Origin of the sequence: Paenibacillus sp. FSL R7-0273 (assembly GCF_000758625.1) — a bacterium.
GTDB lineage: Bacteria > Bacillota > Bacilli > Paenibacillales > Paenibacillaceae > Paenibacillus_AQ.
Map to the genome: position 1 here is coordinate 4,490,265 of NZ_CP009283.1, position 14,892 is coordinate 4,505,156.

Annotated in this window: 14 protein-coding genes; 1 reads left to right on the forward strand and 13 read right to left on the reverse strand. The window is 50.8% G+C overall.

The window, feature by feature from the left end:
* Positions 1-75: 75 nt before the first annotated feature.
* Entirely contained in the window at positions 76-2,670 is a 2,595-nt protein-coding gene (locus tag R70723_RS19185) for a glycosyl hydrolase (protein ID WP_039874413.1), read from the forward strand.
* A gap of 129 nt (positions 2,671-2,799) precedes the next feature.
* On the opposite strand, the gene R70723_RS19190 is transcribed toward R70723_RS19185, so the two are convergent.
* From R70723_RS19190 to R70723_RS19250, 13 genes are all read right to left on the reverse strand, one after another.
* Positions 2,800-3,462, reverse strand: a complete 663-nt coding sequence (locus tag R70723_RS19190; RefSeq protein WP_039874416.1) for an HAD family hydrolase — start codon at positions 3,460-3,462, stop codon at positions 2,800-2,802.
* 162 nt (positions 3,463-3,624) lie between these two features.
* Complete coding sequence (locus R70723_RS19195; RefSeq protein ID WP_039874419.1) at positions 3,625-4,008, reverse strand: hypothetical protein; 384 nt, start codon at positions 4,006-4,008, stop codon at positions 3,625-3,627.
* 25 nt (positions 4,009-4,033) lie between these two features.
* Positions 4,034-4,492 carry a RidA family protein gene (locus tag R70723_RS19200; RefSeq protein WP_039874422.1) on the reverse strand — a complete coding sequence of 153 codons (459 nt, stop codon included), beginning with the start codon at positions 4,490-4,492 and terminating at the stop codon, positions 4,034-4,036.
* Positions 4,493-4,645: 153 nt separating this feature from the next.
* Complete coding sequence (locus R70723_RS19205) at positions 4,646-6,133, reverse strand: serine hydrolase domain-containing protein (protein WP_081957429.1); 1,488 nt, start codon at positions 6,131-6,133, stop codon at positions 4,646-4,648.
* 155 nt (positions 6,134-6,288) lie between these two features.
* Positions 6,289-7,599: an ABC transporter substrate-binding protein gene (locus R70723_RS19210; RefSeq protein ID WP_039874425.1), complete on the reverse strand. Its 1,311-nt coding sequence runs from the start codon at positions 7,597-7,599 to the stop codon at positions 6,289-6,291.
* An 81-nt stretch (positions 7,600-7,680) separates the two neighbouring features.
* A complete protein-coding gene (locus R70723_RS19215; RefSeq protein ID WP_231574750.1) occupies positions 7,681-8,508 on the reverse strand; it encodes a carbohydrate ABC transporter permease in 828 nt (275 codons plus the stop codon).
* Between the two features lie 12 nt (positions 8,509-8,520).
* Positions 8,521-9,399, reverse strand: a complete 879-nt coding sequence (locus tag R70723_RS19220) for a carbohydrate ABC transporter permease (protein ID WP_039874429.1) — start codon at positions 9,397-9,399, stop codon at positions 8,521-8,523.
* Positions 9,396-10,484 (reverse strand): ABC transporter ATP-binding protein, encoded by a 1,089-nt coding sequence (locus R70723_RS19225; protein ID WP_047171162.1) that lies wholly within the window; start codon positions 10,482-10,484, stop codon positions 9,396-9,398. The genes R70723_RS19220 and R70723_RS19225 overlap by 4 nt, the downstream gene beginning before the upstream one ends.
* 245 nt (positions 10,485-10,729) lie before the next feature.
* Positions 10,730-11,473 (reverse strand): glycerophosphodiester phosphodiesterase, encoded by a 744-nt coding sequence (locus tag R70723_RS19230; RefSeq protein WP_039874433.1) that lies wholly within the window; start codon positions 11,471-11,473, stop codon positions 10,730-10,732.
* A 4-nt stretch (positions 11,474-11,477) separates the two neighbouring features.
* Positions 11,478-12,212, reverse strand: coding sequence for a glycerophosphodiester phosphodiesterase (locus R70723_RS19235; protein ID WP_039874434.1), 735 nt, complete (start codon positions 12,210-12,212; stop codon positions 11,478-11,480).
* A 27-nt stretch (positions 12,213-12,239) separates the two neighbouring features.
* On the reverse strand, positions 12,240-13,046 hold the full coding sequence (locus R70723_RS19240) for an HAD-IIA family hydrolase (protein WP_047171163.1): 807 nt from the start codon (positions 13,044-13,046) through the stop codon (positions 12,240-12,242).
* Positions 13,047-13,150: 104 nt separating this feature from the next.
* Entirely contained in the window at positions 13,151-13,765 is a 615-nt protein-coding gene (locus tag R70723_RS19245; protein ID WP_063837767.1) for a glycerol-3-phosphate responsive antiterminator, read from the reverse strand.
* Between the two features lie 244 nt (positions 13,766-14,009).
* A complete protein-coding gene (locus R70723_RS19250; RefSeq protein ID WP_039874438.1) occupies positions 14,010-14,702 on the reverse strand; it encodes a metal-dependent hydrolase in 693 nt (230 codons plus the stop codon).
* Positions 14,703-14,892 lie beyond the last annotated feature (190 nt).

Genomic DNA, 14,892 nt, shown 5'->3' on the forward strand with positions numbered 1-14,892 from the left:
CTCTATGAAAGCGCCATCATGAATCAGTAGACTACAAGTTATTCATCCTATTTCATTATGGAAAGGAAGATGACGATGAAAGATTTAGTCAAAAAAGCAGGCGCAATAATGCTCGTCTTTACTCTGCTGCTTGGAATGGCGAGGATAGCCCCCGCTCACGCAGATGCCCCGCTGTTCACGATTGAAAGCGAGAATGCCCAGCTCAGCTCAGATCTACAGGTGGTTACGCAGATTTACGGAACACCCAAGCCCGGCTACTCCGGAAGCGGCTTTGTCTGGATGCAGAGCTCCGGCACGTTAACCTTCTCAGTGACTGTCCCGGAAACCGGCATGTATTCGATCAGTACCCGGTATATGCAGGAGCTCAGCGCTGACGGCAGACAGCAGTCTTTGACGGTTAACGGCGTTACCAAGGGCTCGTATATGCTGCCCTACACAACCACCTGGAAGGATTTCGACTTCGGCTTCCAAAAGCTGAACCAGGGCGTCAACACCATCCAGATCAAGGCAGGCTGGGGGTTCGCGTATTTTGACACCTTCACTGTCGATTATGCTGATCTCGACCCTCTGAACGTGCAGCCGGTCCTCTCCGATCCCCAGTCTACCCCTGAAACACAGCTGCTGATGAACTATTTAACAGAGGTTTACGGCAATCATATCATCTCCGGCCAGCAGGAGATTTACGGCGGCGGGAATGACGGGAATGCCGAGCTTGAGTTTGACTGGATTCACAATCTGACCGGCAAATATCCGGCGATCCGCGGCTTTGATTTTATGAACTATAATCCGCTGTATGGCTGGGAGGACGGAACAACGAGCCGGATGATCGACTGGGTCAATAACCGCGGGGGGATCGCAACAGCCTCCTGGCATATCAATGTGCCGCGCGATTTCACCGCCTATCAGGCCGGCGATTTTGTAGACTGGAAGAAAGCCACCTACAAGCCGACTGAAACCAACTTTAATACTGCCAATGCGGTCGTTCCCGGCACCAGAGAGTATGAATATGTCATGACGGCTATCGATGATCTGGCGGAACAGCTGCTGATTCTGCAGGATAACAACGTTCCAGTCCTATTCCGTCCATACCATGAGGCAGAAGGCAACGGCGGGTTGAACGGGGAAGGCGCCTGGTTCTGGTGGGCATCGGCCGGAGCTGAGGTGTACAAGCAGCTGTGGGATCAGATCTATACCAAGCTCACAGAAACGTACGGTCTGCACAACCTGATCTGGACCTACAACAGCTATGTATACAGCACTTCTCCGGCATGGTACCCGGGCAATGATCAGGTCGATCTGGTCGGCTACGATAAATACAATACGATCTACAACCGCTATGACGGATTGTCCGGCGTGCCTAATGAGGATGCGATTACTTCGATTTTTTATCAGCTGGTGGGTTTAACCGGCGGTACCAAAATGGTAGCAATGACGGAAAATGACACCATCCCGAGCGTAAAGAACCTGACCGAGGAAAAATCCGGCTGGCTCTATTTCCTGCCTTGGTACGGTGAGCATCTTATGAGCACTGCCTTTAATTATCCGGCGACGCTGACGACGCTCTACCAGAGCAATTATGTCATTACCCTGGATGAGCTGCCTGACCTGAGTGTGAATAACCCCATTCCAAATGCATCTATCACACCGGCAAACGTCGAGTTTGACAAAAATACGCCTAATCAGAGCGACAAAGCTATAACCGTGAATCCTAACGGCAATACGCTAACCGCTCTCCGGGCAGGCACTTCCGCCTTGACTGCAAATCAGGATTACACCCTGAACGGAAATACGCTGACTCTGAAAAAAGCGTACCTGGCCCAGCTGCCGGTCGGCGAGCATTCCATTGTACTGGACTTCAATCAGGGACAAGACCCTGTATTAAAGGTGAAAATCATTGATACCACACCGGGCCCGGGCCCGGGCCCGGATGCTACAATTTCGCCTGTAACTGCAGCCTTTGACAAAGCGGCAGCCCTGCAGCAGGACATCTCCGTAGCCCTTACCTTGAACGGGCATCAGCTGACAAGTGTGAATAAAGGAACCGCTGCGCTTGTCTCCGGCCAGGATTATACAGCAACAAGCACTGCTGTTGTTCTGAAAAAATCGTATCTTGCTGCTCTGCCGGTCGGCCAGCACGTGATCACCTTTCATTTTAACGCGGGGAATAATGCCGTTCTTACCGTGAATGTGACGGACAGCAGTGTTACCGTACCGCCAGGGAACCTGACGATTCAAGCCTTCAATGGCAACACCAGTGCCTCCAGCAACGGCATTTCGCCAAAATTCAAAGTGATTAACAACGGGACTTCCGCGATCCAGCTTAGTGACATCAAGCTCCGGTATTACTATACCATTGACGGAGACAAAGCTCAGAGCTTCTGGAGTGACTGGGCCAGTGTCGGAAGCGCAAATGTCACCGCCAATTTTGTAAAGCTGGCTACCCCGGTTGCCGGAGCGGATTATGCGCTGGAGATCGGCTTTACGAGTGCAGCGGGAACCCTTAATCCCGGCCAGAGCGCAGAAATCCAGACACGCTTCTCCAAAAATGACTGGTCCAACTACAATCAGGCTGACGATTACTCCTTCAAGGCCTCCGCTAGCCAGTTCGCCAACCATGATAAAGTCACCGGTTATGTGAGCGGCCAGCTGGTGTGGGGGATTGAGCCTTAAGCAGACAAAAAGGTGGATCAGGGATTTTCCCTGGTCCACCTTTTTTTCACCAGAAAGAAGGATTCGATGCTGAGTAATAATAGTGTATGGATTGCCGCCAAAAGTACATCAACATACCCGGCAGCGTTATCAATAGCGTAATACGTATTGAGTTAATTCCTCCAAGTCATTTATAATTGCGTCGGCATTAACCTCTAGACAAAATTGTTGATTTCGCTTCCATACTGCTTTGATACCTACATCGCGACTCGCTCTTATATCATTTTCCGGGTGGTCACCCACAAACAGAGCGTCTTCTGCTCTCACACCCAGTTTTGACAGAGCTCGAATGAAAATCTCCGGGTTTGGCTTTCGAAGTCCTTCCCATTCTGATATCAGAACCTCGTCGAATAGATGACTAATACCCAGTGCTTTAAAATTATCATACTGGAACTGTCCATAACCATTAGAGATCAGCGCTAACTTTACTCCGTTGTTTTTTAATTGAGTAAGCATAGTCATCATATTAGGGAAACCTATGCAATGCCTTTGAAAACTAATTAAGTAATCCCTTAGAAGCTCAGTCCACTCCATATCTTGAATTGAGAACTCATCAATAAGCTGCTGGTAAACCTTATCTTTCCAAACATATCCGTGATTATCAAGCTCGATAAACCGCCGTACAAAAATGTCTTTCTCAACTAATTGAAGTTGTGAAAACCGATCGTACTGGTCACGAGCAAAAAAGACAAGCGAAGCATCACGGTTCAATAACGTACCATCCAAATCAAAGAGCACCGCTTTAATATCCATGTCTTTAGCCCTTCTTTAAACTCTAATTTATTCAGATTCCATCCTCAGCTAAATTATAGAATTTTATTCTTTTTAAGAATAGCTCTTGTAATTAAGATAACAGCGAGTATTGCATATGGGGAATCATACGAACACCTCGTTTTATTTGACCAGCGTTTCCTGTTAGATGAATGATTCATCGGTTAAAAAAAATCCAGCAGGATAGTTCGCGTCTTCTTCTGTATCTACATCGGGGTATTGATTAAAGACTGATTGGAAATTATCGTGTTTATTCAGATGATCAATTAGTTGTTCAATTCTATCCCTAGTTATAATATCAATCAACACCATGTCGCTGGACCAGTAATATGCGCCGTTCATGCATTCACCGGTTTGTATGTTCTTTTGCCTTAATGTCTCGATATTCTGGTAAGTGAAGAAACTGGCAATCCATTTGGAACGATTCGGAAAAACAACAATAACATCAGAGTTTCCATCCTTATGATTCCATGAGCCAACGGGCCACATTTCAGCTTCTATCCATATATAACGGTTTGAAAAGTTCATATCCAGTCTCCTAACGTAAAACTCTCTACTCCTCAACCTCAAATATTGAATCAATTATAATGGGAAGATTGTCTCTAACCGAAACAGCTCCAAAGACTGAACGTGCATGGATACCTTTTTCTCCGAAAACATCCAGCATAAGATCTGAGCAACCATTTAACACTTTATGATGTTCTTCAAAATTAGCGTCCGCATTAACAAAACCCTGAATTTTAACCACTCGTTTCACTTTATCCAGTGTTTCTAGAGCTGTTTTTAGTACAGCCAAAATTTCAATCCCTGTTTGTCGTGCAAACTCATAACCTTCTGCAGTTGTATAATCCTGACCTAACTTACCTTTAGGTGTTCCAGTAGGTCCCTTGCCAGAAACAAACAATAAACCGTTTACTTTTATGAAGTTTGCGTACTTAGCTGCTGGTTCGCTTGCATTGGGAAGAACGATTCCTAATGTTGCTATTCTACTGGCTACTGTTTGTTCAGTCATGTTCAATCTCCTCGCTCATCTGATTTGGAAGAATTATACTACCCTATCAGTAAAGGAGCAACCATTTGTGCTTGACTGGTCTCCATAGGCCATATCCACACTACTTCAAACAACAGGACAATAGCATTCGTAACGATGATACAAGAAGATGATTCATTTAGTGAACCCGGCTATTTTAATACATTGGCTTATTACCGATAACACGCAGCTGACCGCAGCAAGCCCCATCCAAATAAAGACGGCAGAAGACATCCACACGCTGATCATGTAGTAATTGTATTGAATCAGATAAGGCCAGATTACAATTAGCACCAGTAGCAGGAGTCTAAAGCTTAGAGCGAACCCTGCTGTTATTCTTTTTCGGCGTCTTGACCGTTCGTTTCGAATATCCCCCCTGCTCCCTCCGGCCAGTCTGATCCCCTTAAGGGTTACGCTAATAACCGCCAGCAGGACTAAGAACGAGAACACCACATCAACTAAAGTATATGTATCATCGTATTTATAGGCTTTCATGGCATTGCCGTTTATATTTTCATATATGTTACTTGCAATCAGCGACGGAGCCGCCGAATTCAGGTTGGCCAGTACAAACACAGCTGTCTGCTGTTCCAGATCGATGATGACATGTGAGGAATAGTTAGGATTACTTCCGGTATGGCGGATCATCTGATGGTCCGGCTCATGGCTCCAGCCATAGGAATAATATCGGCCTTCCGCTTCCACCCCTGCTGTCTCAGGGCTTGCTTCATGTGATTGTCTGATTGCCTTCCTTAGAGCATCCGGTATATTCCCGATATCCAGTTGGGCATGAACCCAGCGTTCCAAATCCTTAACATTCGTTACCAGGTACCCGGCAGCTATATTACCGTAATATCTGGGTGCGTCGTACGCTATGCTTTTGCCAAAAAACACACGATAACCCTTGCTAAGCTGCTCCGGTTCCTTTTCCTGCCCTGTTGCAAAATAACTGTCTGTCATTCCTAAAGGCATTAGAATATTCTGCCCTACGTAATTCTGATAGCTCATACCTGTAATTTGCTCAATAATCAGCGCCAAAATATCATAATTAACCGTCGCATACTGATATCCGGTGCCGGGGTATGTATCCAGTGCAATGTCAGAAATCTTATGTACGGTGTCCTCGAGCAGCTCCGGCGCAGTACCTTCAGGAATGAACCCGATGCTCCAGGCCGGAATTCCGCTGGTATGAGCCAGCAGCTGGCTGATCGTAATCTCTGCCTTGTTCCCTCTAAAAGCAGGCCCGAACCATGGCAGATACTCTGTAACATGATCCGAATACGCTAAACGGCCCTCCTGCTCCAGCAAAATAACAGCCAGCGCCGTAAAGGCCTTCGTAGTCGAGCCCAGCTCAAAAAGGGTAGCTTCAGTGACCTGCTTTTGCTGCTCAGTATCTGCGTACCCGTAGACCCTAAACTCAGTTTTCCCCTGCCGGGTTATTAACGCTGCTGCACCCGGAGTAGCTGTTTTGAGCATGACGCTTTCTGCCATTTCATCTACTGTCCCATACTCTCCTGCCGTGAACAGATTCCTCAGCCCCTGCCAGCAGAACGCCGTAAATATCGCAATTATGAGGACCAGACAGCCTAAGACCATCCCTTTCCCCCTAAAAAATCTCCTCATTGCTTCTCTCTCCTTCTAATTTCATTATATAGAGTTTGACGGCCTATCCATTCACTTCACTGCGTCCTGCAAGCATCCTCGCATAAAAAAGCCCCCGCCAAAAAATAAGCAGAAGCTTTGCATCCTCATTATTCACCTTAAAATCCCCGCACAGCCTACCGGTTCAAAATCACATTCACTTCCTCAGCCAGCTTATCCAGGCTCTCCTGAATGTTCAGGTTCTCCAGCCAGATTTCGTTGATCCGGCCGCCCATCAGGTCCTCGATCTCGTGGTATGCGCCGGTCATTGGACGCATTTTGCTGAATTCGAGCTGGTCGGAAGCTACCTGGTAGCCGGGGAATGCCGCGATCGTTTCTTTCATCAGGTCCGTATCCAGTGAAGACAGGCGGGTCGGCAGGTAGCCGGTGTTGGCAGAAGCGTAAGCAGCCTGCTCCGTATCGGACAGCCATTTCATGAATTCGAAGGCAGCCGCTTTTTCCTGATCCGATCCGGTATTAGCCAGGTACGTATTGGAGCCGCCCACCGGCACGCCACGCTTACCGTCGTCTCCTGTTGGAATCATGGACACGCCAAGCTCAAGCCCGCTCTGCTGTGCCATACCTGCAAACGTTTTGTAGCCGCCGATACTGGCAAAGATCAGCGCCGTGCTTGGCTTGGCAATCGCGGCATAGAAAGCATCTGAATCGGTAACGCCCAGCACTTTAACCAGTCCTTTGGACTCCAGCTCCTCAATGAAGGTAATCAGCTTAACCGCACCTGCGCTGTTGATATTCGATTCCGTTTCTTCCGCATTAACAACCGTAGTCCCCGAGTACGAATGCAGCAGCGCCTCCATCACCCAGAAATCGTAGTTGAACAGGTACATCGGCGGTTCGCCGGTAGCATCATGCGCTGCCTGGAGGTAAGCTTCAAGCTCGGCAAAGGTAGCAGGGCCGTTCGCATCAAGTCCCGCCTTTGCCGCCAGCGTCTTGTTCACATACATCACCGGCACACTTCTCATATGCGGAAAAGCGTACAGGTCCTCACCGACGTAAAGGTTGCCCAGATCCCCGATCTGAAAATCGGACCGGTCAAAATCCGTAGCCTTAATATAAGGCTCCAGGTTCACAATAATATCGTTGTCGGCAAACCCCTTGGTCATCGCCACTTCGTCCACAAACACATTCGGCAGCGTACCGGCAATGGCCGCGGCATTCACCTTCTGCTGCATCTCCCAATAGTCGCCCTGATACTCGGCATTAACATGAATGTTCAGCTCGGCACCCTTGGTTTCATTGAACTGGTCCACCAGCGCCTGATTCACCTCTTCGACAGCGGAGGTCCAGAACTGCAGCTCTATTGTTTGCTCCCCTTTCTCATACGGTGCAGCGAATACTTCAGCATCAGTCTGCGCACAACCAGCCAACCCCATTGTTACAGGAACTGTCATCATCAGGGGCAGAACTTTCTTTTTCCACATACTCATTGTCCACTTCTCCTCCTAGAACCTTCTCTAATGTGTACTGCTGAAGCTATGGATCAGCACGGGAGCCTGCGGACGCTGCCGCTACTTCACTCCCATGTAAGTAAACGCCTTGATAATCTGCTTGCGCGCCACCACAAAGACGATCAGAATCGGCACAATCAGCATCATATTACCGGCCATGACAATCTGCGGGCTTAAGCCCTCAATATCCTGGAGCCTCTGAATGCCGAGCGGCAACGTCCGGACAGCATCCGTCGTCGTCCACACCAGCGGAAAAAAGTAACTGTTCCACGTCCCGATAAACGTCAGCAGGGCAAGCGTAGACAGGGTTGGAATCGCGGCGGGCATCATAATCGTGTAGATGATTTTGAATTCTCCGGCATTATCGAGCCGTGCTGCTTCGAGCTGGGAGTCGGGAACCTGCATGAACGTCTGCCGCAGCATGAAGATAGCCGTACCGCTGGCGATAAAAGGGACAATCAGCGACACATAAGTGTTCAGCAGCCCGGACTTCGCGAACATAACGAAGATCGGCAGAAAGATCAGCTGTCCAGGAATCATCATTGTTGCCAGCACGGTGCCGAACAGCCAGTTTTTCCCCTTAAAATCATATCTCGCAAACGCATAAGCCGCCGGTACAACCACCAGCACCTGACCAATCAGCGTTCCCAGCGTAATAATCAGGGAGTTCCGCGTATAATGCAGGAAATCTATCCGGGTAAAAGCATCCTTAAAATTCTGCCACTGCAGCGACTGGACCCAGAATTTCGGCGGCATCGCCAGGACTTCGCCCAGCGTTTTGAAGGCGGTCAGAATCATCCAGTAGAACGGCGTCAGGAAGATGACGATCAGCAGCACCGAGATGAGGATTCGCAGAATCAGCCCGGGCGTTCTTATCAATGTTTTCACAAGTCTGCTCCTTTACCGGTAATGGACCCGTCTGCCCATGGCCTTGAAGTAAAAAATCGTAATCAGCCCCACAATCGCCATCAGCACCACCGCCATCGCCGCCGCATAGCCGACCCGGTAGTACTCAAAGCTCTGCTTGTAGATACTGAAGATCAGCGTGTTCGTGGCATTCGCCGGTCCGCCCTGGGTCATGATGTTGATCGTCTCGAACACCTGGAAGGAGCCGATGATGTTCATCAGGATCAGAAAGAACAGGGTCGGGGAGATCATTTTGAGCGTAATCTGGAAAAAGACTGACTGCTTCGAGGCATTATCCAGCGCCGCAGCCTCATACAGATGAGCGGGAATCGAGCCAAGGGCCGAGGTAATAATCAGTGCATTGAAGCCGACCGACTTCCAGACCGACACGAGCACCAGTGAAAATAACGCCACCTGCTTATCCGTCAGCCAGCCCACCGGCCCGGCCCCGATCAGGGAGAGCAGATAGTTGAACAGCCCGGTATCCGTATTCATCAGCCACATCCAGATCAGCGAGACCGAGATTAGGGAGATGATGTTCGGCGTGAAGCTCAGTGTCTGGATGAAGCGGTTGATGAAGGTGTTTTTCTGCAAAAAGAGGGCCAACAGCATAGCCAGCACCATCACCAGCGTCACATCCATCACCATGTAGAGCAGCGTATTACTCAGGGTACCGAGAAAATCCCGGCCTTTGAACAGCTCGATATAATTATCCAGTCCGGCGAACTTCATCGGCCCGCGCATGTTCCAGGTGAAGAAGCTCAGATATACGTTATAGAGAATCGGATAGATGTAAAAAATCGTCAGGATCAGCACCGCCGGCGCAACCAGCAGATAAGGCAGCAGCTTCATGCTCTTACTACGGTTCTTCATGCTGTGTCTCCGATGGACGATACAGTCACGCCTGCTCTGCTGCCGTCTGCCGGAATCCGATGCTCCTGTGCGTCGAAAAAGAATAACTGCTCCTTGTTCACATACAGCTTAACCGGCTCCAGGCTGCGCTCGGGACTGTCGAAGCATTTGACGGCTACGCTCTGCCCGCTTGTAAGCATTGCTTTGTAAATCACCTCTGAGCCAAGCAGCTCGCGGCTGCTAAGGATGGCATCCAGCTCAAGTATTTGTTCACTCACAAGTCCCGGCTCAGGCACAAATTTTGCTTTTTCCGGCCGGAACCCGAAGAATTTCGCCCCGTGCGGTGCTTCGCTAAGGATGCCGCCTGACCTGGCAAGCTCCAGAATGTTCATTGGCGGCGTGCCGATAAAATGGCTGGTGAACATATTGCGCGGCTCATTGTAGATCCCGTGCGGTGTATCCTCCTGCATAATCCGCCCGCCGTCCATCAGCACAATCTGTGTGCCCATGCTCATCGCTTCTACCTGATCATGCGTAACGTAGATGAAGGTCGCACCTAGCTTCTTATGCAGCTCGATTAGCTCAACGCGCATCTGCTGGCGGAGCTTAGCATCCAGGTTCGACAGCGGCTCATCCATGAGGAAGACCGCCGGCTTCTTGACCATCGCCCGGGCCAGCGCGACCCGCTGCCGTTCGCCGCCGGAGAGAAACTCCGGCTTTTTGTGCAGATGCTTGGTTAAGCCCACTGTCTCCGCAATTTCAGTGATCAGGCGCTTTCGCTCGGCTTTGGGTACCTTGTTATTTTTCAATCCGTATTCGATGTTCTTCTCCACCGTCATTGTGGGGTACAGCGCATAATTCTGAAAGACCATCGCCAGATTCCGTTTGCCCGGCTCCACCTGGTTCATGCTCTTGCCGCCGATGGAGATCAGGCCTCCGGTCTGCTCCTCCAGCCCGGCAATCATCCGCAGCGTCGTCGACTTTCCGCAGCCGGACGGCCCGACCAGCACGGTGAAGCTTCCGCTCTCAATCGTCAGATTTAGTCCTTCTATGATGCTTTTATCGCCGTAGGCTTTGCTTACGTTCTCCAGTACAATGCTGCTCATGGTTTCCTCCTTTGGCGGGTTTAGTAACATTTGGGCTTCGCCGTGACTCCAGAGAATGTTTGGACTTCCGGCCGCTGTTGTCTGCAGATTTCTTGATTTATACCGTTCTTAACGGTGGAAATCCGCAGACTGCTTATGCTTCCGGAGCTAGTTTTTCTTCGAAAAGCTTTTAGGCGGTCGCTAACGCTCCTCCAGTTCCAAAATTCTCCTCCGCCACATCCCCTTATTGTTAAATTCAGTCCAAATTATACCGTCACCTTGCTCAGCGCCGCCACGCCGACATCCGGCCGGTTGGTCATAATCCTTGTCACTCCGAGCTGCTGCAGCCGCAGGATTTCCGCTTCATCATCCACAGTCCATGGATTCACCTCATACCCGTTGCTCTTGGCTATTTCCATGAACGCTGCGTCCACGCCAAGGTAATACGGATGCAGCACATCTGCCCGGCAGCCGGCCGCATATTCATCCAGCCGGTAGTAGCTTTCCATGAAAGCAATCGCTGTCCGCAGGTCCGGATATTCGCGCTTTAACCGGGCCATCGCGTTATGGTTAATGGAAGAGATTAGCGTCTGCTCCTGATAGCCGCTGGCTTTTACCAGCTCTGCTGTGCGGACGTTCACCTCACCGTAAGGATTGGCATAATCCTTAGTCTCAATGTTGATGTACAGCTGATGCTCCTTGGCGAACTGCATGACTTCCTTAAGCTCGGGAATCCGGCTGCCTTCGGTGCTGTACTCACCGCGGAAGGTGTAAGAGAAGTCATATTCCCGCAGCTCCGCCAGCGTCAGTTCGCTGACCCGGCCTGTGCCGTCCGAGGTACGGTCGATCGTATGATCATGAATAACGGCCAGCTTGCCGTCCCTGGTCAGCTGCACATCCAGCTCAATTCCTTGTGCCCCCATACGGCGGGCCAGCTCAAAGGAAGCGATCGTGTTCTCCGGCGCATAGGCGCTTGCCCCTCTGTGGGCCAGAATCGTGGTCTTGTTCATTGCGCTACCCTCTCAGCCCGATGCAGACATCCGGCCGGTCCGTAATAATCGCATCCACTCCGGCCGCCAGCATCCAGCCGATATGCTCAGGCTCATTCACCGTCCAGGCGTTGACCTGCACTCCGGCAGCGCGAGCTTCGTCCACAGCCTCACGGTTCACTCCAAAGAACACCGGATGCAGCGCATCAGCCTTGGTCAGCCGGGCGTATTCAGCCCCCTGGTACAGTCCGGCAATGTACAGCAGCCCTGTTTTCATCTCAGGATACTCATTCTTCAGCCTCACCATCGAGTAATGATTGAAGGAGGAGAAAATCACCTGCTCCGTCAGCCCGTATTCCCGCACCAGCTCAGCTGCTGCGCCGGGAAGTCCGGCGTACAGCTCCATTTTGGACAGGATATCCTTGACCTCAATGTTCAGATACAGCCCGTGCTCCTTCACCAGCTCCAGCACCTCGCGGAGCGTAGGGATGCGTGCAGTTGTATATTTTTCTGCAAAACCCTTATTGAAATTAAAGGCTTTCAGCTCCTCCAAGGTGTAAGAGGTAATATCTCCCTGTCCGTCCGAGGTCCGGTCGATGCTGTCATCATGAATGACGACAATTTCCCCGTCCTTGCTGAGATTAATATCGATTTCAAAACCGTCCGCCCCCTGCTCAACCGCCAGCCGGAAGGCTTCCATCGTATTCTCAGGGGCATAAGCGCTTGCTCCGCGGTGGGCCAAAACCTTGCAGTTGTTCATAATCTGTTCAACCTCCTCATAATGGGTTTAGCTTGTTCTTTCATGTATGATCCCCGGCAAAACAATATCGGCCAGCGTGTCCAGCACATAATGCGGCTCAATCTGCATCCGCTCAATGTCCGAGCGGGAGCTCACTCCCGTTAGCACCAATGCGGTGTGCATCCCGCTGCTATGGCCCATCAGAATATCCGTCTCCAGCCGGTCGCCGACCATCAGGCATTGCTCCGGGGCAAGCCCCAGCTTGTGCAGTGCTTCCCGGGCGTAGTACAATGACGGCTTGCCCATCACCAGCTCGGACGGCTTCCCCGCTGCGATCTCCAGCGCCTTGACGATGGCCCAGGTATCCGGGATATATCCGCCCGGCACCGGGCAGACCGGATCGGGATTCACAGCGACCAGCTTTGCCCCCGATCTTGCCGCGGTCATTCCGAGCCGCAGCTTCTCGTAAGTGAAGCTCCGGTCCATGCCGATCAGCACATGCGTTGCCGCTGCCGGTTCATCCGTAACAGCCACGCCGCACTGCTCCATCTGCCTGTGCATCACCTCTTCGCCGACCAGGTACAGCCTCGCCTCCGGCTCCTGCCTGGCAAAATACATCCCGCTGACATAAAGCGCGGTCAAGATTTCCTCTTCCCGGCAGCTCAGGCCCATTGCGGCCAGCCGGTTCAGACAATCCAGCGGGGTGTGCACCGCGCTGTTGGTGAGGAAAAGAATTTTTTTGCCGCGCCTGCGCAGCTCTGTTACTGCCTGCTCCACTCCCGGAAGCAGCTGGTCGCCAATGAACACAGTTCCATCCAGGTCAAAGCAATATGCCTCATACGAAGCGATGTCCATCTGCGGCCACCTCATTTCTCTCATATTGCCGGTACAACCGGAATTTTGCGCACAAAAAAACCAGCTTCAGAAAGGAAGCCCTCCTCTACGCATATAGGCATACGTTAGATCGGAACACCAATTTCTGACCGCTGGGTTTTCTCATCGTCTCCACCCCGGGGTGCTGTATGTAGTTTCAGTTCTTTCCATAATGACGCGTCGCCGATGGATACATAGTCTGCGCCGCTTTCCAGTGCACTGCTGATTTCTGCCTCGTGCCGGATCAACCCGCCGACAATTAAAGGCTGCTTGATTCGCTGCTTCATCTCTCTGATAATCCTCGGCATTAGACCGGGCATCAGCTCGACTTCATCCGGATTGCTCGACTTAATCATACGCAGCGCGGTTTCTATTGCCGCCGAATCGATTGCGAATACCCGCTGGATACTGGCTAGCCCATGCTGTCTGGCTGTGGTGATGGCATTGCTTTTGGTAGTAATAATTCCGTCTACCTTAAAAGCCTCCGCCAGATACTGGATCGCCGCCGCATCCCGCCCGATTCCGCCGACCATCTCGACGTGTACAAAAACCTGCTTGCCCGCTTCCTGCAATGGCCGTACAAGCTGTCCCAGATTGTTAATGTTGCCGGTCATCAGGTTTACCCTTTTAACCGTGCAGCTTATAGCCTGCCTGATCTGCGATTCTTCTGTAATGGAAGCAATGATGGGGTTATGCTTCATCGCGAGGCACACTCCCTTTCGCTTATCGCCTGGTCACCGGCTTGTATGGCTTCCGGCCCTGAAACCAATGTTACAGCTCTTTTGTTGGCCCCGTATTCGGGCTATGTAAAAGTTAGTGTTAACGGGGACGCAGATATTTTGCTTTCTTTTAACCAAATGATTGAGAACCTGCCTGCATTGCCGCACACAAAAAGGACACCACCGGAGTGATGCCTCTCTGCACATTCTATATAGTTACAGATAGTTAGAGCTCCAGACTTCCGCCGTATTCAAGCGCAGTACCGGGAATTCCTTCCTTAGCCAAAGCATCCACAAAGCTTGCCACATCCTGACGGATCGGCGGGAAGGTGTTGTAATGCACCGGCAGCACATGCTTGGCGTTCAGCCATTTGGCAGCAATCAGCGCATGCTCCGGCCCCATCGTGAAATGTCCGCCCATCGGGAGAATCGCCAGGTCGATGTTATACAGCTCGCCGAACATTTTCATATCGCTGAACAGCCCGGTGTCGCCGGCATGCAGTACGGTTTTACCTTCCGCTTCAATAATGAAGCCCGCAGGCATCCCGCCGTAAATAATCTGCTGCTCATCGTCCAGTGTAATGCCGCTGGTATGGAAAGCGTGAATCATTGTTGCTTTGGCAAATCCGAGGTCCACCGTTCCCCCGATGTTCATTCCAATGGTCTGCTCTACACCCTTCCACCCGATATACGTAGCCAGTTCCACAGTTGCCACTACCGGCGCGTTATTCGCAATCGCAATCGGCGCAGCATCCAGAATATGATCCGCATGCGCATGGGTCAGCAGCACCGCATCAGTCTTAATATCCTCAGGCTTCGTCACCGCAGCCGGGTTACCGCTAATAAAAGGATCGATAATCAGCGACTTATCGCCTACCTCAAGCTGTACACAGGAATGGCCGTGAAAAATAATCTTCATCTCTTATCTCTCCTCTTCTACTATCAAAGTGATGGACTTACCGTGCAAAAGCATATCGTTTACGTTACAATGACAAATGAGCATGGACAGGCGCTGCAACAGTTGCGGTTTCCCCTGCTTCCACCACTCAATATATCTATTTTTATAACGAACGTCTATATTTATAATATATTCGTAATCACTACCTGTC

Coding starts and splice junctions, on each gene's coding strand:
- R70723_RS19185 (WP_039874413.1), top strand. CDS start 76: ATGAAAGATTTAGTCAAAAAAGCAGGCGCAATAATGCTCGTCTTTACT.
- R70723_RS19190 (WP_039874416.1), bottom strand. CDS start 3,462: ATGGATATTAAAGCGGTGCTCTTTGATTTGGATGGTACGTTATTGAAC.
- R70723_RS19195 (WP_039874419.1), bottom strand. CDS start 4,008: ATGAACTTTTCAAACCGTTATATATGGATAGAAGCTGAAATGTGGCCC.
- R70723_RS19200 (WP_039874422.1), bottom strand. CDS start 4,492: ATGACTGAACAAACAGTAGCCAGTAGAATAGCAACATTAGGAATCGTT.
- R70723_RS19205 (WP_081957429.1), bottom strand. CDS start 6,133: ATGAGGAGATTTTTTAGGGGGAAAGGGATGGTCTTAGGCTGTCTGGTC.
- R70723_RS19210 (WP_039874425.1), bottom strand. CDS start 7,599: ATGAGTATGTGGAAAAAGAAAGTTCTGCCCCTGATGATGACAGTTCCT.
- R70723_RS19220 (WP_039874429.1), bottom strand. CDS start 9,399: ATGAAGAACCGTAGTAAGAGCATGAAGCTGCTGCCTTATCTGCTGGTT.
- R70723_RS19225 (WP_047171162.1), bottom strand. CDS start 10,484: ATGAGCAGCATTGTACTGGAGAACGTAAGCAAAGCCTACGGCGATAAA.
- R70723_RS19230 (WP_039874433.1), bottom strand. CDS start 11,473: ATGAACAAGACCACGATTCTGGCCCACAGAGGGGCAAGCGCCTATGCG.
- R70723_RS19235 (WP_039874434.1), bottom strand. CDS start 12,212: ATGAACAACTGCAAGGTTTTGGCCCACCGCGGAGCAAGCGCTTATGCC.
- R70723_RS19240 (WP_047171163.1), bottom strand. CDS start 13,046: ATGGACATCGCTTCGTATGAGGCATATTGCTTTGACCTGGATGGAACT.
- R70723_RS19245 (WP_063837767.1), bottom strand. CDS start 13,765: ATGAAGCATAACCCCATCATTGCTTCCATTACAGAAGAATCGCAGATC.
- R70723_RS19250 (WP_039874438.1), bottom strand. CDS start 14,702: ATGAAGATTATTTTTCACGGCCATTCCTGTGTACAGCTTGAGGTAGGC.